The sequence below is a fragment of the Mycobacterium sp. IDUB_39 genome (assembly GCF_055419205.1).
This window is the reverse complement of record NZ_JBVAXF010000019.1, coordinates 1-17,031: the sequence shown is the minus strand read 5'-3', so window position 1 is coordinate 17,031 and position 17,031 is coordinate 1. Positions and strand designations below refer to the sequence as shown.

Annotated in this window: 20 protein-coding genes and 1 pseudogene; 17 read left to right on the top strand and 4 right to left on the bottom strand. The window is 67.1% G+C overall.

Going from position 1 to position 17,031, the window contains the following annotated elements; all coding sequences use genetic code 11:
- From ACZY0X_RS31155 to ACZY0X_RS31100, 12 genes and pseudogenes are all read left to right on the top strand, one after another.
- Nucleotides 1-85 (top strand): annotated as a pseudogene (locus ACZY0X_RS31155) (hypothetical protein); the annotation flags it as partial.
- Between the two features lie 257 nt (nucleotides 86-342).
- The gene (locus ACZY0X_RS31150) at nucleotides 343-549 is read left to right on the top strand and encodes a hypothetical protein (protein ID WP_463775883.1); all 207 of its coding nucleotides are present in this window, start codon (nucleotides 343-345) and stop codon (nucleotides 547-549) included.
- A 42-nt stretch (nucleotides 550-591) separates the two neighbouring features.
- On the top strand, nucleotides 592-996 hold the full coding sequence (locus tag ACZY0X_RS31145; protein WP_463775882.1) for an NUDIX hydrolase: 405 nt from the start codon (nucleotides 592-594) through the stop codon (nucleotides 994-996).
- Nucleotides 997-1,121: 125 nt separating this feature from the next.
- Nucleotides 1,122-1,568, top strand: coding sequence for an ester cyclase (locus ACZY0X_RS31140; protein WP_241404307.1), 447 nt, complete (start codon nucleotides 1,122-1,124; stop codon nucleotides 1,566-1,568).
- Between the two features lie 61 nt (nucleotides 1,569-1,629).
- Entirely contained in the window at nucleotides 1,630-3,234 is a 1,605-nt protein-coding gene (locus tag ACZY0X_RS31135; RefSeq protein WP_463775880.1) for a threonine/serine exporter family protein, read from the top strand.
- A gap of 43 nt (nucleotides 3,235-3,277) precedes the next feature.
- Nucleotides 3,278-3,760, top strand: a complete 483-nt coding sequence (locus tag ACZY0X_RS31130; RefSeq protein WP_463775879.1) for an RNA polymerase sigma factor — start codon at nucleotides 3,278-3,280, stop codon at nucleotides 3,758-3,760.
- A gap of 26 nt (nucleotides 3,761-3,786) precedes the next feature.
- On the top strand, nucleotides 3,787-4,371 hold the full coding sequence (locus tag ACZY0X_RS31125) for a methylated-DNA--[protein]-cysteine S-methyltransferase (protein ID WP_463775884.1): 585 nt from the start codon (nucleotides 3,787-3,789) through the stop codon (nucleotides 4,369-4,371).
- Entirely contained in the window at nucleotides 4,368-5,078 is a 711-nt protein-coding gene (locus ACZY0X_RS31120) for a 2OG-Fe(II) oxygenase (RefSeq protein WP_463775878.1), read from the top strand. The genes ACZY0X_RS31125 and ACZY0X_RS31120 overlap by 4 nt, the downstream gene beginning before the upstream one ends.
- 83 nt (nucleotides 5,079-5,161) lie before the next feature.
- Complete coding sequence (locus ACZY0X_RS31115; protein WP_463775876.1) at nucleotides 5,162-6,586, top strand: SDR family NAD(P)-dependent oxidoreductase; 1,425 nt, start codon at nucleotides 5,162-5,164, stop codon at nucleotides 6,584-6,586.
- Nucleotides 6,587-6,644: 58 nt separating this feature from the next.
- A complete protein-coding gene (locus ACZY0X_RS31110; RefSeq protein WP_463775875.1) occupies nucleotides 6,645-7,475 on the top strand; it encodes an MBL fold metallo-hydrolase in 831 nt (276 codons plus the stop codon).
- Between the two features lie 155 nt (nucleotides 7,476-7,630).
- Entirely contained in the window at nucleotides 7,631-9,112 is a 1,482-nt protein-coding gene (locus ACZY0X_RS31105; RefSeq protein WP_463775874.1) for an MFS transporter, read from the top strand.
- Nucleotides 9,102-9,683, top strand: a complete 582-nt coding sequence (locus ACZY0X_RS31100; RefSeq protein ID WP_463775872.1) for a TetR/AcrR family transcriptional regulator — start codon at nucleotides 9,102-9,104, stop codon at nucleotides 9,681-9,683. Before ACZY0X_RS31105 ends, ACZY0X_RS31100 begins: the two co-directional genes overlap by 11 nt.
- Before the next feature lie 3 nt (nucleotides 9,684-9,686).
- Here ACZY0X_RS31100 and ACZY0X_RS31095 read toward each other — a convergent pair whose 3' ends face one another.
- Nucleotides 9,687-10,466, bottom strand: a complete 780-nt coding sequence (locus ACZY0X_RS31095) for an SDR family NAD(P)-dependent oxidoreductase (RefSeq protein ID WP_463775871.1) — start codon at nucleotides 10,464-10,466, stop codon at nucleotides 9,687-9,689.
- A 181-nt stretch (nucleotides 10,467-10,647) separates the two neighbouring features.
- Between ACZY0X_RS31095 and ACZY0X_RS31090 the strand changes: the two genes are divergently transcribed.
- The 4 genes from ACZY0X_RS31090 (at nucleotide 10,648) to ACZY0X_RS31075 (ending at nucleotide 14,211) form a co-directional block, all read left to right on the top strand.
- Nucleotides 10,648-11,274, top strand: a complete 627-nt coding sequence (locus ACZY0X_RS31090; protein WP_463775869.1) for a TetR/AcrR family transcriptional regulator — start codon at nucleotides 10,648-10,650, stop codon at nucleotides 11,272-11,274.
- A gap of 89 nt (nucleotides 11,275-11,363) precedes the next feature.
- Nucleotides 11,364-12,848 carry an aldehyde dehydrogenase family protein gene (locus ACZY0X_RS31085; RefSeq protein WP_463775868.1) on the top strand — a complete coding sequence of 495 codons (1,485 nt, stop codon included), beginning with the start codon at nucleotides 11,364-11,366 and terminating at the stop codon, nucleotides 12,846-12,848.
- Nucleotides 12,845-13,294, top strand: a complete 450-nt coding sequence (locus ACZY0X_RS31080; protein ID WP_463775867.1) for a nuclear transport factor 2 family protein — start codon at nucleotides 12,845-12,847, stop codon at nucleotides 13,292-13,294. The genes ACZY0X_RS31085 and ACZY0X_RS31080 overlap by 4 nt, the downstream gene beginning before the upstream one ends.
- On the top strand, nucleotides 13,291-14,211 hold the full coding sequence (locus ACZY0X_RS31075) for a TIGR03619 family F420-dependent LLM class oxidoreductase (protein WP_463775866.1): 921 nt from the start codon (nucleotides 13,291-13,293) through the stop codon (nucleotides 14,209-14,211). The genes ACZY0X_RS31080 and ACZY0X_RS31075 overlap by 4 nt, the downstream gene beginning before the upstream one ends.
- Before the next feature lie 64 nt (nucleotides 14,212-14,275).
- Here the strand turns inward: ACZY0X_RS31075 and ACZY0X_RS31070 are convergent, their stop codons facing one another.
- The 3 genes from ACZY0X_RS31070 to ACZY0X_RS31060 all read right to left on the bottom strand — a co-directional run bounded on the left by ACZY0X_RS31070 (nucleotide 14,276) and on the right by ACZY0X_RS31060 (nucleotide 16,064).
- Complete coding sequence (locus tag ACZY0X_RS31070) at nucleotides 14,276-14,971, bottom strand: cation efflux transmembrane domain-containing protein (RefSeq protein WP_463775864.1); 696 nt, start codon at nucleotides 14,969-14,971, stop codon at nucleotides 14,276-14,278.
- Entirely contained in the window at nucleotides 14,971-15,294 is a 324-nt protein-coding gene (locus tag ACZY0X_RS31065; protein ID WP_463775862.1) for an ArsR/SmtB family transcription factor, read from the bottom strand. Before ACZY0X_RS31065 ends, ACZY0X_RS31070 begins: the two co-directional genes overlap by 1 nt.
- Nucleotides 15,295-15,365: 71 nt before the next feature.
- On the bottom strand, nucleotides 15,366-16,064 hold the full coding sequence (locus tag ACZY0X_RS31060) for an SDR family oxidoreductase (protein ID WP_463775861.1): 699 nt from the start codon (nucleotides 16,062-16,064) through the stop codon (nucleotides 15,366-15,368).
- A 43-nt stretch (nucleotides 16,065-16,107) separates the two neighbouring features.
- Between ACZY0X_RS31060 and ACZY0X_RS31055 the strand changes: the two genes are divergently transcribed.
- Nucleotides 16,108-16,860 (top strand): enoyl-CoA hydratase, encoded by a 753-nt coding sequence (locus ACZY0X_RS31055; RefSeq protein WP_463775859.1) that lies wholly within the window; start codon nucleotides 16,108-16,110, stop codon nucleotides 16,858-16,860.
- Nucleotides 16,861-17,031: the final 171 nt, after the last annotated feature.

Here is a 17,031-nt window from a genome sequence, read left to right as displayed (position 1 = left end):
CTGGCAATGCTCACCCTCGGAGGCCACCGCCCAACCCTGCCCGGCCGCCAATGACCCACAGATCAGTCACAAGAGCCACAAGTGATGACGACCGAAAAAAGGCATACCCCTTGCGGGGGCGAGTCGCGTGCCGGCACACGGTCAAAGCTTCTGGGTGCAGCCCACCTATCATCGAACTTAGGGCGACAACGGCGGTGGCACAGTCATTGGCACTGAACTGAGCCCACCAAGGCTGCTCGGGCACAAGAGCATCTGATCGCCGCCGGCCTGGCCGATTTCGTCGACATCCGCGTCGGCGACGCCCTCGACACACTGCGCGACGGGGCGGGTGGCTTGATAGACGTGGTCCACCTCGACGGTGCGTTCAGCCTCTATCGCCCAGTACTGCAACTGTTGGAACCGCACCTACAACCCAACGCGCTCGTCCTCGCCGAGAACGGCACACCCGACTATCTCGACTACGTCCGCGACCCCGCCAACGGATACGTCTCGCTGACCCTGCCGTTCGATCCGGTGCGCGGCAACGAGTTATCGCTGTTCACACGCTAGGGCGGACCCGCCCTCGCGATAACGCCAGCTAGACTCCGGCGCGTGGCGGACACGAACCCAGGCCCGGTCATCCGCATCGCCGCAGCGGTGATCGTCGACGCTGATGATCGCGTGCTCCTGGTCCGAAAACACGGAACGACGGCATTCATGCAGCCGGGCGGCAAGATCATGTCTGGTGAGACCGCCACCGAAGCGGTACGGCGTGAGGTCACCGAAGAACTCGGTGTCGCGGCATCGGAGACTCGAGCGCTCGGCCGGCACATCGCTGAGGCGGCGAACGAGCCTGGGCACCTCGTCGACGCCGAGCTGTTCTTCGTCAGCGTCGAAGGGCAACCGTACGCAGCTGCAGAAATCGACGAGATCGCGTGGGTCGACTTGGCGGCGCCGGGTGACATCGAACTCGCGCCGCTGACGCGCGTCAACGTTCGCGATCTCTTGCGGCGCTGAACCAAGCTCGTCCGCCGACGAAGAAACCCCACTCGCGACCTCACATCGATCCCGCCGCGGACGTCTTCTGGATGAGTGCCTCAACCCGAAGGCGCCATCAGATTCACGCGGAGAGAGGGACATTCATGTCGATCGAGGAGAACAAGGCCGTCGTCGGACGCTGGTTCAACGAGTTCTGGGGCGCCGACTTCAATCCCGATGTCATTGACGCACTGGCCGCGCCGGACATCCGTTTCGAGTACTCCTTGCACGCTCCGTGCAAGGGCCGCAACGAGGTCCGCGCCTTCGCCACCAAGTTTCGGGCCGCGTTCCCGGACCTGGCATTCGGCGCCACCGCCGATCTGATCGCCGAGGGCGACTATGTCGTCGGGCAGTGGATCGGCGGCGGAACCCAGACCGGAGAGGCCTTCGATGACATGCCGATCGGCGCGCTGCCGGCCGGCACCGGCAAGACAATGCGCTTCACCGGGACATCGGTCCTCAAGGTTGTCGACGGCCTCATCGTCGAGGAGGTCGGGCTCGACGATGGTGTCACCGTGTTGCAGCAGCTCGGTTTGATCAAGCCAGCCTGAGCGACGACCGCAGCGCGGGGCGCGGCCAGGTTTCGGCGCCGGATCAGTATCGTTTGCGGCGATGGAGCACGATCGATCAGGCGCCGACCGGCTCCGCCGCGGGCTGCGCATGGCACTCAGCGGCGGTCGCCGGGAACCTGCGACCGGCGCCGGTCAGCGCCGCCGCACCTCCGCCGGGGTCAGTGATCTGCACGCGCGCAAGGTGCTCGACCTCACCATCCGGCTGGCCGAGGTGATGCTGTCATCCGGTTCGGGTACCGCGGACGTCGTCGCGACCGCGCATGACGTGGCGCAGGCGTACGAACTAGTCGACTGCGTCGTCGACATCACATTCACCACCATCATCGTCTCCGCGCCGCCGACCGCGGACCGGCCGCCCGTCACGATCATGCAATCGGTGCGGACTCGGTCCACCGACTACACCCGACTGGCCGAACTCGATCGCCTGGTCAAGCGAATCACCTCGGGTGGTGTGTCGGTCAGCCAGGCGCACGAGGCGATGGACGAGCTCACCGAGCGGCCCCATCCCTACCCTCGCTGGCTGGCGACCGCGGCCTGGGCGGGATTCGCCCTCGGCATCGCCATGATGCTGGGCGGCACCTGGCTCACCTGCATCGTGGCCGCTGTGACGTCGGCGGTCATCGACCGCCTGGGCCGGCTGCTGAACCGGGTCGGCACGCCGTTCTTTTTCCAGCAGGCAGTCGGTGCCTCCGTCGCGACGCTCGTCGCGGTGGTGATGTATCGATTCGCCGGGCAGGGCCTGACCACTCTCGTTGCCACCGGCATCGTCGTACTTCTGGCGGGACTGACACTCGTCGGTTCGATGCAGGATGCGCTGACCGGCTACATGATCACCGCACTCGCACGGCTGGGCGACGCACTGTTTCTCACCGCGGGGATCGTCGTCGGCATCCTCGCGACGCTCCAGCTCGTCACCGTCTTGGGCATCGAGATCGAGCTGCGCGTCGACGTGACCCAGACCTTCATCACGCCCCACAGTCCGCTGCCGATCATGGTCGCCACACTCGGCGCTGCGCTGGCCGGCGTGTGTCTGACCCTCGCCAGCTACGCTCCCCTGCGCTCGACGGCCACCGCGGGACTCGCGGCTGCGATCGCCGCACTGGTGTTCATCGGTCTCGGCGCCGCGGGATTCAGCCCGGTCATCGCCACTGGGATCGCGGCCACCGCCGTCGGGCTCTTCGCCACGTTGATCTCCGTCCGCAGGCAGGCACCGGCTCTGGTCATCGTGACGGCCGGGATCACGCCGTTGCTGCCGGGGCTCGCGGTCTTCCGGGCGGTCTTCGCGTTCGCCGTCGACGAGGACTTCGACCGCGGGCTCGCCCAGATGTTGTCAGCGGCCGCGATAGCACTCGCCATCGGCGCTGGGGTGGTGATGGGCGAACTCATCGGCTCGCCGCTGCGCAACAGCTCGGGACGGGTGGGCGCCTTCTTCCGGATCGAGGGTCCACCGGGGCTCCGACGCGCGGTGGGCCGCGTCACGAAACTGCAGCCGGCAACCGAGCAGCAGACCACGGGGACGGGCCGGTTACGGTCCCGAAGCGTGGCACTCGAGCGGGCGCCTGGCGGCGAATCGGACGCGTCGGAGGGCCGTGCCGCGCCTGGCCCCGTCGACACCCCGGGCGACCAGGATGGCAACGCCGGGTGACGAGCGGACCTCACACAATCCGACCACGGAGCGTCTACAGCGTGTGACAGTCCAACAACCCTTCGAGAAGGTGGTCTCCGCTCACGGACCGACGGTGCTGCGGGTGTGCCGTGCCGTCCTCGGGCCGATCGATGCCGACGATGCGTGGTCGGAGACCTTCCTGTCCGCGATGAGGGCCTACCCGCAGCTTCCCGCCGACGCCAACGTCGAGGCCTGGCTGGTCACCATCGCGCACCGCAAGGCGATCGACGTCACCCGCACCCGAACTCGCGCCGCAATCCCAACCGACACCCTGCCCGAGACACCCGGCACCCAGACCCCCGAACGGGACGACGACCTCGCCGACGCCCTCGCCGCTCTGCCCAACAAGCAGCGGCACGCCGTGGCCTACCACTACCTGGCCGGCCTGCCATACGACGAGGTCGCCGCGATCCTCGGCGGCACCGCCACCGCCGCCAGACGCTCCGCCGCCGACGGCATCGCCGCACTTCGACGCACCTACTCCAGGGAAGGAGTGACCCCATGACCGACAACGACGACCTCATCCGCGACATGGCGCGGAGCACCAACCCCACCCCCGACAAACTCAGCGAGCTGCATGCCCGGCTCGCCGCCGCCGCGCAGCGCGACGGCATCCTGGACGTCGCCTACCGAATCGTCGACACTCCTGTCGGAGGCCTGCTGCTCGCCGCGACCGAGCGCGGGCTGGTCCGCGTCGCATACGCCAGCGAGGACCACGACCGAGTCCTGCAGACACTTGCCGACAGGGTCAGCCCCCGGATCCTGCTCGCCCCAGCCCGCCTGGACGCCGTCGCCCGTCAACTCGACGAGTACTTCGCCGGACACCGCAGGGGTTTCGACGTGCCCCTGGACTGGCGGCTGTCGGCCGGGTTCCGCGCCACCGTGCTGCACCACCTGCCCGATATCGGCTACGGCCAGACCGCCAGTTACGCCGCCGTGGCCGCACTGGCCGGCAACCCGAAGGCCGTGCGCGCCGTGGGCACCGCGTGTGCCACCAACCCGCTACCCGTCGTGGTGCCGTGCCATCGGGTAGTGCGCAGTGACGGCGCGATGGGCGGCTACCTGGGTGGTGTCGAGGCCAAACGCACGCTGCTCACCCTGGAGGCCGCGGCATGAGCCCGTGGCGGGACCGCGTCGAGGCCACCGACTGGACCGGCGTTCACGCCGATCTCGACGCCATCGGCTGCGCGTTGACCGGACCGCTGCTCTCGGCCGACGAGACCGCCGAGATCGCCTCGCTCTATCCCGACGACGGTCGATTCCGCTCAACGGTGCACATGGGTCGGTACCGCTTCGGCGAGGGCGAGTACCGCTACTTCACCCAACCGTTCCCCGAGGCCATCGCCGAACTCAAGGCGGCGCTCTACCCCAGACTGCTGCCGATCGCCCGCGACTGGTGGACCAAACTCGGTCGTGACGCGCCCTGGCCCGACAGCCTCGATGAGTGGCTGCAGCAGTGTCATGCGGCAGGGCAGACCAAGCCCACCCCGATCCTGCTCAAGTACGGCGCGGGCGACTGGAACGCGCTACACCGAGACCTGTACGGCGAGTTGGTGTTTCCGCTACAGGTGGTGATCAACCTCAACAGACCGGGTATCGACCACACCGGCGGAGAGTTTCTGCTCTACGAACAACGCCCGCGCGCGCAGTCCCGCGGCACCGCCACCCTCATCCCGCACGGCCACGGTCTGGTGTTCACCACCCGCGACCGCCCTGTCCCCTCCCGCCGCGGCTGGTCGGCGGCTCCGATGCGGCATGGCGTCTCCGTGGTCCGATCCGGTACCCGATTCGCCCTCGGCCTCGTCTTCCACGACGCCGCATGATGTAGAGCCGCCTGGGCGCAGACCGTTGACCTCCGAAGGTCGCAGATTCGGTTCACCAGCAGGTGTCCCCGTACCCTTTAGCGGTGACCGCGATCGATCCGCAGCAGCTCAGCACCTGTCTGAAGGTGCTGTCCGAGATCGAGGCACTGCCCCCCGAGCACCCTGACGCGGTGGCGGTGCGCCGGGCCACCGCATCGCTGTGGAAGTCGGTCAAGCTGGCCCGACGCCACGCCAAGCGGGATGCGGTGACCGCCGCCGATGACGCCGTCACCGCGGCCACGGCCACCGGCGCACCCGGGCGCATCGACGACGAGACCCAGGGCCTGCCGTTGGTGTCCACCGCGGTCGGGGCGAGCGCGGGCACTCTGCAGCGCTCGCGGGCCTGCTACACGTGCAAGAACCGCTACACCGTGGTCGACGCGTTCTATCACCAGCTCTGCCCGCCGTGCGCCGCGTTCAACCGGGCCAAGCGCGACGCCCGCACCGACCTCACTGGCCGCACGGCGCTGCTCACCGGCGGGCGCGCCAAGATCGGCATGTACATCGCGCTGCGGCTGCTCCGCGACGGTGCCCACACCACGATCACCACACGCTTTCCGAACGACGCCGTGCGCCGCTTCGCCGCCATGGAAGACAGCGCCGACTGGCTGCACCGGCTGCGCGTCGTGGGCATCGACCTGCGCGATCCGGCTCAGGTCGTCGCGCTCGCTGACACGGTGGCCGCACAGGGTCCGCTGGACATCCTGATCAACAACGCGGCCCAGACGGTGCGCCGCGCCCCGGGCTCCTACGCCGCCCTGATCGATGCCGAGCGCACCCCGCCGCCCGAGCTGGCACAGGTCGACGTGGTCACCTTCGACCGGGTCAGCGACGCACACCCGGCCGCGCTCGCGGGAAGTCTCGCGGAGCATCAGACCCCGCACGCCATCATGGAGCTCGCACTCACCGCCCGCAGCGCGTCGCCGGAGCGCATCGCCGCCGGCACTGCCATCGACGCGGGTGGCCTGCTGCCCGACACCGCCTCGGTCAACAGCTGGACGCAGCGCGTGCACGAGGTCGACGCGATGGAGCTGCTCGAGGTGCAGCTCTGCAACCAGACCGCGCCGTTCATCCTGGTGAGCCGCCTTCGCCCGGCGATGGCCGCGGCGTCGGCGCGACGCAAGTACGTGGTGAACGTGTCGGCGATGGAGGGCCAGTTCAGCCGGGGCTACAAGGGGCCCGGGCATCCACACACCAACATGGCCAAGGCCGCGCTGAACATGCTCACCCGCACCAGCTCAGCCGAGATGCTCGAGCGCGACGCCATCCTGATGACAGCCGTCGACACCGGCTGGATCACCGACGAGCGTCCACACCCGACCAAGCTGCGGCTGGCCGAGGAGGGCTTCCACGCCCCGCTCGACCTCGTCGACGGCGCCGCCCGCGTGTACGACCCGATCGTGCGCGGTGAGCAGGGCGAGGATCTGCACGGCTGCTTCCTGAAGGACTACGCGCCAAGCAATTGGTAGGCAATTCCGGCCGGAAACGCTTGACCTCAACCTAGATTCAGGTCATAGCCTCGGCGGCATGACGATATGGATCTGCGACGGCTGCGGGTTGGAACACCCTGATTCGGCCGAGGCGCCACCCCTGGACGGCTGCGTCTTCGACCGCGGTCCAGTGTCCGATGAGGAACTCGGCGACCTCGGCCCACATACCCGCCAATGGCTGACCCTCGACGAGTTGGCGGCGCAGCCACACAGCACCGAGCACCGCGACCACGGCCGGGGCGTGCACAGCTTTCGGCGGCTGCCGCGTCTGGGCATCGGGCAGTGGTCGTTTCTGGTGTGCACCGCGGACGGCAATCTGCTGTGGGATCCGCCTGCCTACCTCGACGATGAAGTCGAGACCCTGGTGCGCGGCCTCGGCGGGGTGAGCGTCATCGCCACGAGTCACCCACACATGTTCGCGGCCCAGGTCAGCTGGAGCCACGCGTTCGGGCGGGTGCCGGTATTGGTCAACACAGCTGCCAGACAATGGCTTCCGCGTCCCGACCCCGTCGTCGTGTTCTGGGACGGGGAGATCCAACCGCTGCCCGGCCTCCGGGTCATCCGGTTAGGCGGTCACATGCCGTCGAGCGCCGTCGCGCTCACACCCGACGGGAGTCTGCTTGCCGGGGACACCATCAGCGGGAACCTCGACCCCGGCTGGTTGTCATTCCAGCGCAACTTCCCCCGGCACGTGCCGATGTCTGCGGGCACCGTGGGGCGGCTGGCCGAAGACCTGGAGGCCGTTGACTTCGACCGCCTCTACACGCTGGGCGGCGACACCATCGAACGCAACGCCCACGACGTCGTCAGAAACGCGGCGCGCCGACACATCCGTTGGGTGAGTGGAGAATTCGACCACCTGACCTGACAGCGGACGCAGCCACTTGCCACCAAGAATAAATAGAACTAACGTACAACTAGTACGATAGTTCAACTAGATGGGCGGCAAGCGTGGTAGCGACCAAGTCGAGAAGTGCCGATTGGCGGACGTGGGGTGGTGTTGCGCTTCTGGCGCTTCCCACCATGCTCCTGGGACTCGACGTCACCGCGCTGTATCTCGTGGTGCCCAGCTTGGCCGCCGATCTGCACCCGACCGCGACGGAGACGTTGTGGATCATGGACGCCTACGGTTTCTTCATCGCTGGCTTCCTCATCACGATGGGGACGTTGGGCGACCGGATCGGTCGGCGAAGGCTGCTGATGGTCGGAGTCGCCGCGTTCGCAGCAGCCTCAGTTCTGGCCGCGTTTGCCCCAAACGCGTTGTGGCTCATCGTGGCACGCGCGCTGCTCGGCGTGGCCGGTGCCACGCTGATGCCCTCGACGCTGTCACTGATCAGCAACATGTTCACCGACGCCCGGCAGCGAGCCCTGGCGATCGGCGTCTGGGCCACGATGTTCGCACTGGGGATGGCGGCCGGTCCGATCGTGGGCGGCGTCCTGGCCGCCAGCTTCTGGTGGGGTGCGGTCTTCCTCCTGGCGGTGCCTGTCGCGGTACTCGTCCTGGCGGGCGCGCCAACGTTGCTGCCAGAGTTCCGCACCCACGCCAGCGGTCTCGACCTGCCCAGCGTCGGGCTGTCCCTGGCGGCCATGCTGCCGCTCGTCTACGCGATCAAACATGCCGCCGCCGACGGCATCGACATTCAGGCGGTGGTCGCCGCCCTTCTCGGTTCGATCGCGTCGGTGGTTTTCGTTCGGCGCCAGTTGCGCCTGACTGAGCCCCTCCTCGACATCAGACTCTTCGCCTACCGTCCCTTCTCCGCGGCGCTGATCGTCCTGCTTGTCGGCCTCATCGGGTTCGGCGGGATGATGTACCTGGTCACCCAATACCTGCAGCTCGTCGACGGCCTGTCCCCCATAACAGCTGGACTCTGGATGGGGCCGCCCGCGCTGGCCATGCTCGTCGGCGCCATTGGGGCACCGCTGCTGGCTCGCCGCCTGTCGCCAGGGATTGTCATGTCCGCAACCCTGGCCGTGTCGGTGGCGGGCTACGCCTTGCTTGCCTCTGCCGGGACCGACAGCAGGGCGAGCGTGGTGGCCGGGTTTGCGTTCGTCTACCTCGGACTCGGGGTCATCGCCGCCCTGGGAACCGATGTCGTCGTCGGCTCCGCACCGGCCGGGAAGTCGGGATCAGCGGCCGCACTGTCCGAAACCGTCCAAGAACTCGGCATCGCGATCGGAGTCGCGTTCCTCGGCAGCCTCACCACGACGATCTACCGCGCCACCCTCGAGGCGCCGTCCGGGCTGAATCCAGCAGCGGCCGAGGCATACCGCGACAGTCTCTCCGGCGCATCATCCGTCGCGGGCCAGCTACCAGGCGGTGCTCTCGATAACGCACAGACCGCGTTCACGAGCGGCCTCAACGCCAGCGCCGTCGTCGCGGGAATCGCCGTCGCGGCCGCCGCGCTGGCCTGCTTCACCCAACTTCGGCACCTGCATCCGCTTGCCAACGAGGACCCTACGGCCACAACCGATACTCTCGCCCACAGAGGCAATGATGAGCGATGAAACCACAACGACCGACCCTGTCGGCGACGGACGCAAGGCGCGTGGTCAACGCCGCCGTGCCGAGATCATCGATGCGACACTGTCGATCGTGCGCAGAGACGGCGCCACCGGCGTCACTCATCGGACGGTTGCCAAGGAAGCCGGGATCACCACCAGCCTGACGCTCTACTACTTCGCGACTCTCGATGACCTGCTGGTCGCCGCCCTGACCAGCGTCACCGACTCATACACGGACCGCATCCGACAACTCATCGACTCTGATGAGGAGCCACTGGACGGCCTCGCCGGGCTCATCGCCGAATCGGCCGGGCCTGGCCGAGAACGCGCACTCGCTGAACGTGAGCTGGCGACCCTCGCCGCGCGCCGGCCCGCGCTGCGGCCCGTCGCACGACGATGGCGCGACAACGTGGCAGAACTCGCGCGAGCCCACACCGACGACCCCGACATCGTGGACGGTTTCGTGGCTCTCACCGACGGTCTGTGCACAGCGATTCTTCTCGACAACCACGACGCGGATCCCGATCACATCGCGCGAATCCTCAAAAGGGCGCTCCTGCCGCACGTCCCGTAGTCGTTAGAGCGCTAGCGAGTATCCACCGTTGACGCAGATCGTCTGCCCCGTGATCCAGGAGCCGTGATCGCTGGCGAGCAGCACGGCGAGGCACGCGAGGTCGTCGGGAACGCCCGGCCGGCGGATAGCGTAGCTCGCCAGGATCGCCTTGGCCTGAGGCGAATCCGCCTGCTCGGCCCACAGCGGCTCCGTCAGCGGGGTGCGCATCGTGCCCAGCGAGATGTTGTTGGCGGTGACGCCGAAGCGCCCGTTCTCCAGGGCGACCGACCGGGTCAGCCCGGCCGCTCCCGCCTTCGCCGCACCATAGACCGCGCCCCCGGGATCACCGGTGCGTCCTGCGTCGGAGACGATCGTGAGGATGCGGCCCCACTCGTTGAAGACCATCGTGGGCAGCACGGCGCGCGTGCAGTGCAGAACCCCGTAGAGGTTGACCCGCAGGAACGACTCCCAGTCCGCGGGTTCGGTATCGGCGAACCGACCGCGACTGGCGAATCCCTCGGCGCCGGCGTTGCCGGCGTTGTTGATGAGGATGTCGACGGGCTCCGATGCAGCCACCGCATCCGTCACGCTGCCGTAGTCGGTGACGTCGAACGGCACGGACACTGCAGCTCCACCCCGATCATCGATCTCGTCGACCACCGATTGGGAGCGCTCCGCGTGAAGGTCGTTGACAAGCACCTTGGCTCCCGCCGCGCCGAATGCGAGTGCCAGACCTCGACCGACGCCCTGACCACCGCCGGTGATGAGAACCCGCCGTCCGCTGAGATCGATCTCGGTGCTCATCATCTACCTCCGTCTGCAATGCACGGGAATTCACGTCCACGCCGACTCTACGATAGTAGAGTCGAGCGCGACCGTAGCAGATGCATCGGCGGGTCCAGCCCATCGCGGACTCGACGATCCTGCGCGAACACATCGCGAGAAGACGTGAACACAACGCCGTTGACTACACTCCCCGCACTAGATGCGTAGAAAACCCGATCCCGATGCACGCCGGCGCGAACTCTGCGACGCGGCTATCGACCTGCTGGCCCAGGACGGCGCCAAGGGGTTGAGCCATCTCAAGCTGGACCGCAAGCTCGGCGTTCCCGACGGCACGGCATCCTTCTATTTCCGAACGCGGACGGCACTGGTCCATGCGGTCGCCGAGAGGGTGACCGAACTCGATCTCGCCGACCTGAGTTCCGCTAGCGGGCAGCCCTTGGGCTTAGCGAAGCTGGTCATGCGCTCCAGAACCGGCGAACCGTCGATCAGGACCAAGGTCCGATTCGAGCTGGTTCTGCAGTCCAGCCGCGACCCGGAACTCGCCACGATCCTCCAGCGCTACAGCGACCGCTATCTCGATCTGATCCGCGACGCGGTCCGCCGCCATCGCCCGGACGACATCGACTCGGACACCGCCGTCACCGACGAGCAGGCCTATGTCCTAATGACTTTCATCAGCGGCGTCATGCTGTCGTTCACCATCGGGAACCGGACGGTCACGTCGGCAGAGCACCTCGACGACATCATGTACGACGTCGTCTCGGGGATCGTCACCTCCGAGCGTCACCATGGGCACCAGCCCGCCCGACGTTCACGAAAATCGTAAATCGGATTCTCTGAAACCCTCCTATTCATTCTCTCTATATATGTAGAGTCATGCCCACGCGATGGTCGAATCGAACGGGAGCGAGTGGGATGACTGCTGTACACAGTGACGCCGGCGTGTTGGCAGGCGAGCCACGCATGCTCATCGACGGGGACCTGGTCACCACCGACGGCGGCGCGACCTTCGACGTCATCCACCCCGCCACCGAACAGTTCGCCGGGCACGCGACCGACGGCACCGTCACCGACATGGAACGGGCGATCGGCGCTGCGCGGCGGGCATTCGACACCACCGACTGGGCTCGCGATATCGAGTTCCGCCACCACTGCCTGACTCAGTTGCACGATGCCCTGGACCGCAATAGGGAGCGACTGCGCCGGGTCCTCATCACCGAGGTCGGCTGTCCTGTCACGGTGTCGGGCTCCCAGATCGAAAGCCCCATCGAGGAAGTCACGCACTGGGCCGAGCACGGCCGGAACTTCGAGTATGTCGTCGACACAGGTGTGCACGCCACCCAGATGGGCCCCGCTCGACGCAGGCTGTACTACGAGCCAGTCGGCGTCGTCGGCGCCATCACCCCGTGGAACGTCCCGTTCTACCTCAACATCGCCGAGACCATCCCTGCGCTTATGGCCGGAAACACCGTGGTACTCAAGCCCGCCCAACTCACTCCGTGGTCGGGCACTGAGATCGGGCGCATCGTGGCCGAGGAGACCGACATTCCCGCCGGCGTGTTCAACGTCGTGGCCTCCAACGCCAATGAGGTCGGCGCCGCGCTGTCGGCCGACCCTCGTGTCGACATGATCACCTTCACCGGCTCCACCGCCACCGGGCGGGCCATCCTGGCCGCAGGCGCTCCGACCGTGAAGAAAGCGCTGCTGGAACTGGGCGGCAAGTCGGCACACGTCGTGCTCGATGATGCCGACTTCTCCTCCGTGCTGCCACTCGCCGCAATGATGGCTTGCGTCATGTCGGGGCAGAGCTGCATCCTGCCCAGCCGGATCCTGCTGCCCCGCAGCCGCTATGACGAAGGACTGGGCATCCTGAAGGCGGCGATGGAGAACTTTCCCGTCGGCGATCCGTGGACCCCCGGCATCATGCAAGGTCCCCAGATCAGTGAGGGCCAGCGCCAGAAGGTGCTGGGGTTGATCCGCTCCGGCGTCGATTCCGGCGCGCGCCTCGTCACCGGCGGCGGCGTTCCCGAGCACCTCCCGGTCGGCTACTACGTGCAGCCGACGCTGCTTGCCGACGTCGACCCCGACAGCCACGTGGCACAGGAGGAGATCTTCGGGCCGGTGCTGACCGTCACGCCATATGACAGCGATGACGAGGCGGTCGCGATCGCCAACAACACCATCTACGGCCTGTCCGGCGAGGTCTCCAGCGCCGATCTGGATCGCGCACTGGCAGTGGCGTCCCGGCTGCGCACCGGCAACGTCACCATCAACGGAAGGTCCCACTTCGGCATCGGCAGCCCGTTCGGCGGGACCAAACAGAGTGGGCTCGGCTACCGCAACGGCGACCTCGGCTACACCGAGTACCTCTCCATCAAGACCATCGGGATGCCCGAATGACGCTGACGGAATCGAACATTCAGAGGGCCGACGACCATCATGAGATCACCGCGCTGCTGTATCGATACGCACGCGCCGTCTACGGTAAGGACTGGGACCTGTACCGCTCGGTCTTCACCGACGATGCCTACATCGACTACAGCTCCGCCGGCGCGGCAGCAGGCCCTCGCGACGATGTCGCCGACTGGTTGGCCGCCGGCTTCGTCGCCCTGCCGATGACCATGCACTACATCACCAACATCGAGGTCCTCGAAGCCGAGGGCGACACCGCGACGGTGCGAGCGATGTTTTACAACCCTATGAAGTTGCCCGGCATGTCGGAACTGAGCCACTGCGGCGGGTACTACCACCACCAGCTGGTCCGCACCTCGGATGGCTGGAAGAGCCGCCATCGGCATGAGGAGAACCTCTGGTTCACCAATCCACCGACCCGTGATACGCAGTGAAGCTCGCCTTCAATCTCCCCCACATGCTGGAACTCAGGGCGACGATGCAGCCTTGGGAACTGGCCGTGACGGGTGCGGATCAGACCCGGATGATCAAGTGCGCCGATGAGTGGGGCTACGACATGATCGCGGTCCCCGAACACTTCCTGATACCGAACTCTCATGTGGAGTTGTCGGGTTCCCACTACATGCACTCCACGGCCGCCCAGGCCTACATTGCGGGCGCGACGTCGCGGATTCATGTCAACTCCTGCGTCACCGTCCTGCCCCTGCACAACCCGATCATGCTCGCCAAGGCGCTGGCCACGGCCGACTGGATGAGCAGCGGACGGATGATGGTGACCGTCGGCGTCGGCTGGCTCGCGCGCGAGTTCGAACTGCTCGGCGTCCCATTCCGGGAGCGCGGCAAGATTGCCGACGAGTACCTGGCAGCAATGATCGAGTTGTGGGTCAGCGACTCACCGTCCTTCCACGGCGAGTACGTTTCATTCGACGACGCCACCTTCGCACCCAAGCCCGTTCAGAGACCGCATGTCCCAGTTTGGATCGGCGGGGACGCGGACGTCGTGCTCAAGCGCGCCGCGCGGTTCGCATCGGGCTGGTGGGCATTCCTGACACCCCCGGAGAAGATCGCGGACCGCATCGACTTCATCAAGTCCCAACCGACCTATGACGGCCGGCCGTTCGAGGTGATGCACGGAATGTCGACACCCATGGTCGGTGAGGGACACCAGGTCATCGACCATCCCGACGTCCGCCCTGGAATGTCGGAGCAGGAGATCGTCGACCGGCTCAGCTGGCTGGGCGAGCAGGGCGTTACGGTGAGCGCGGTCCCCCTGCCCCCAGTCCGGACGGTCGGCGAGTATCTCGACTATGCCCAGTGGGTCATCGAGGAGATCAAACCCCAAGTGCCCTAGATCAACCGCTCACATCACGCGCGCCACGTCGGTGATGCGTGTCATGAGTCGTCCCTCCCGGTCGTCAATCGGAACAGCAGTCGCAGGTGTGGGCCTCAGCGGTATCGGCCCGCGCCGGTGCAGCGCAGCACGTCTCGCCCCGCCAGGCGTTGATGCCCTCCTTCACCGCGATGACGGCGATGACCAGCGCGGCGATCGGATCGGCCCAGGACCAGCCGAACAGACTGTTGAGTAGCAGCCCGGCGAGCAGGACCGCGGACAGATAGGTGCACAGTAGTGTCTGCTTGGAGTCGGCGACGGCCGACAGCGACCCGAGTTCGCGCCCGGCGCGGCGCTGCGCCCACGACAGGACGGGCATGACGGCCAAACTCACTGCGGCCAAGGCGATCCCGACCGCCGAGTGCCGCGCTTCGCCCACGCCGAGCAGTGATCTGATGGCATCGACGGTGACGTAGGCAGCGAGCCCGAAGAACGAGAACGCAATGATGCGCAGCGCGACCCTCTCGCGAGACTCGGGGTCCCTGCCGGCGAACTGCCACGCCACAGCGGCCGCCGACGACACCTCGATGACGGAGTCAAGACCGAAACCGATCAGCGCGGTCGAGGACACCCGCGCGCCCTCGGTCAGTGCGATGACGGCCTCGATGACGTTGTACGTGATGGTCGCCGCGACGAAGAGCTGAATCCTGCGGGACAGCAGCCGCCGACGTTCCGCGGTGGGTCCCGAGTTCAATCCGGGTAGACCAAGTTCCGCGGCCATCAGCAGGTGCATCCGTTGTCGGTGCAGCAGGCCGGATCGACGGCGAGCACCAGGCCGAGCAGGTCATCGAGCGCGTGCCCGATGCGCGGATCGGCGAGTTCATAACGCGCACGACGACCCTCGGGAACCGCGACGACGAGACCGCACCCCCGCAGGCAGGCGAGGTGGTTGGACAGGATCTGGCGTGAGACCCCGATGTCGTCGGCCAGTTCCGAGGGGTACTGCCCGCCCTTCCGCAGGTTCAACAGGATCTGCGTGCGTGTCGAATCGGACAGCGCGTGACCGAACCGGGCCAGGGCATCGGTGTGTTGAAGGGTCTGCATGGCACGACAGTACATCAATTTCTGTATTCAGAAAATGTTGTACGGATGATCGGCGGACTACCCCGCCATCGCTAGGCGAACTGCGGGTACACGCCGGGCACCCCGGCGGCGAGTCCCGCCTGCACGTGCCTACTCACGTCATCGGCCAGGACCTCATAGGCACCAGCCGCGACGGCGTCGATCCCCAGCGCGGCGACGTCGGCGGGATCGCTCTTCTGTCCGTCCATGCCGGCGGTCATGTCGGTGTCCATCAGGCCCACGTGCAGTCCCGTCACCGCGATCCCCCGGCCGGCAAGCTGGACCCGCAGCGCGTTGGTCATCGACCAGACCGCGGACTTCGACGCGCAGTACCCGCCGCTGTCGGGAATGCTCAGCCACGACAGCACCGACAACACGTTCAGCAGACCGCCCCCGCCATTGCGCTCGATCACGGGCACGAACGCGCGCACCACCGACAGCGTCCCGAAGTAGTTGGTGTCCATCTCCTTTCGCACGTCGTCGAGATCGGCGGTCAGGAAGTCGGTACCAAGCGAGATGCCGGCGTTGTTCACCAGCAGCGTGACATCCCCGGCGGCCTCAGCCGCCGCGGCCACCGATGCCGGATCCCCCAGGTCGATCGCCACGGGGATGGCACCGTCCACGTCGACCGAGGCGGGATCACGCGCGCCGGCGTACACCCGTGCGCCTCGGCGCAGGAGTTCAGACGCGAAGTGCCGACCGAGCCCGCGATTGGCGCCGGTGACAAGAGCTGTGCACGAGGAGATGTCCATGCCGCCATACTGCTCCCTCGTGATGCACCGCTAGGCTGAGATGGTGTCTGATCTCGTATTGACGCAGGTCGAGGACCGCGTCGCCCTCATCACGATCAACGATCCCGACCGCCGCAACGCCGTCACCGCGGAGATCTCCGCCGCCCTGCGAAACGCGGTCGAATCCGTGGAGGACGACCCCGACGTCCACGCCCTCATCGTCACCGGCGCGGGTAAGGCCTTCTGCGCGGGTGCCGACCTGAGCGCGCTCGGATCCGCCACCGAGGACGGCCTGCGCGTCATCTACGACGGATTCCTCGCCCTGGCGGACTGCTCGCTGCCGACGATCGCCGCGGTGAACGGCCCTGCCGTGGGCGCCGGCCTGAACCTGGCCTTGGCCGCCGATGTCCGCATCGCGGGTCCGGCCGCCCTGTTCGACCCGCGGTTCCAGAAGCTCGGCATCCACCCGGGCGGTGGCGCGACGTGGATGCTGCAGCGCGCCGTCGGCCCGCAGGTCGCGCGGGCGTCGCTGCTGTTCGGCATGCGTTTCGACGCCGACGCGGCGGTCCGGTACGGCTTGGCGCTGCAGGTTTCCGACGATCCGGTCGCGGCGGCCAAAGAACTCGCCGCCGGTCCCGCCTCAGCGCCCCGCGAGGTGGTCCTTGCCACCAAGGCATCGATGCGCGCGACGGCCAACCCGGGCACGGTCGACGTCGATCAGCACCGCACCGCCGTGGACGTCGAGATCGGCCCGCAGGCAATCTCTATCGAATCCCCTGAGTTCGCAGCACGTTTGGCGGCGGCGAAGCGCAAGTAGGGGCCGGTCTCGACGGTCTTGTAGGTCCTAAGTCATCGGTTGGTACAGCTTCGACGGGGACCGCCCAACGTGACGCCACTGCGAAGATTCGGCGGGCGAATTCAAGTGGTGATCGCAACACCTGATTGAAGGGTGTTGTGTGATGGGTGGGGTTCGGTTTCGGTATCCCGA

Excerpts from the sequence above, each read along its gene's own strand:
- ACZY0X_RS31110 (WP_463775875.1), top strand. The coding sequence starts at position 6,645 with ATGACGATATGGATCTGCGACGGCTGCGGGTTGGAACACCCTGATTCG.
- ACZY0X_RS31095 (WP_463775871.1), bottom strand. The coding sequence starts at position 10,466 with ATGAGCACCGAGATCGATCTCAGCGGACGGCGGGTTCTCATCACCGGC.
- ACZY0X_RS31090 (WP_463775869.1), top strand. The coding sequence starts at position 10,648 with ATGCGTAGAAAACCCGATCCCGATGCACGCCGGCGCGAACTCTGCGAC.
- ACZY0X_RS31105 (WP_463775874.1), top strand. The coding sequence starts at position 7,631 with ATGCTCCTGGGACTCGACGTCACCGCGCTGTATCTCGTGGTGCCCAGC.
- ACZY0X_RS31120 (WP_463775878.1), top strand. The coding sequence starts at position 4,368 with ATGAGCCCGTGGCGGGACCGCGTCGAGGCCACCGACTGGACCGGCGTT.
- ACZY0X_RS31100 (WP_463775872.1), top strand. The coding sequence starts at position 9,102 with ATGAGCGATGAAACCACAACGACCGACCCTGTCGGCGACGGACGCAAG.
- ACZY0X_RS31140 (WP_241404307.1), top strand. The coding sequence starts at position 1,122 with ATGTCGATCGAGGAGAACAAGGCCGTCGTCGGACGCTGGTTCAACGAG.
- ACZY0X_RS31080 (WP_463775867.1), top strand. The coding sequence starts at position 12,845 with ATGACGCTGACGGAATCGAACATTCAGAGGGCCGACGACCATCATGAG.
- ACZY0X_RS31060 (WP_463775861.1), bottom strand. The coding sequence starts at position 16,064 with ATGGACATCTCCTCGTGCACAGCTCTTGTCACCGGCGCCAATCGCGGG.
- ACZY0X_RS31065 (WP_463775862.1), bottom strand. The coding sequence starts at position 15,294 with ATGCAGACCCTTCAACACACCGATGCCCTGGCCCGGTTCGGTCACGCG.
- ACZY0X_RS31085 (WP_463775868.1), top strand. The coding sequence starts at position 11,364 with ATGACTGCTGTACACAGTGACGCCGGCGTGTTGGCAGGCGAGCCACGC.
- ACZY0X_RS31070 (WP_463775864.1), bottom strand. The coding sequence starts at position 14,971 with ATGGCCGCGGAACTTGGTCTACCCGGATTGAACTCGGGACCCACCGCG.
- ACZY0X_RS31135 (WP_463775880.1), top strand. The coding sequence starts at position 1,630 with ATGGAGCACGATCGATCAGGCGCCGACCGGCTCCGCCGCGGGCTGCGC.
- ACZY0X_RS31125 (WP_463775884.1), top strand. The coding sequence starts at position 3,787 with ATGGCGCGGAGCACCAACCCCACCCCCGACAAACTCAGCGAGCTGCAT.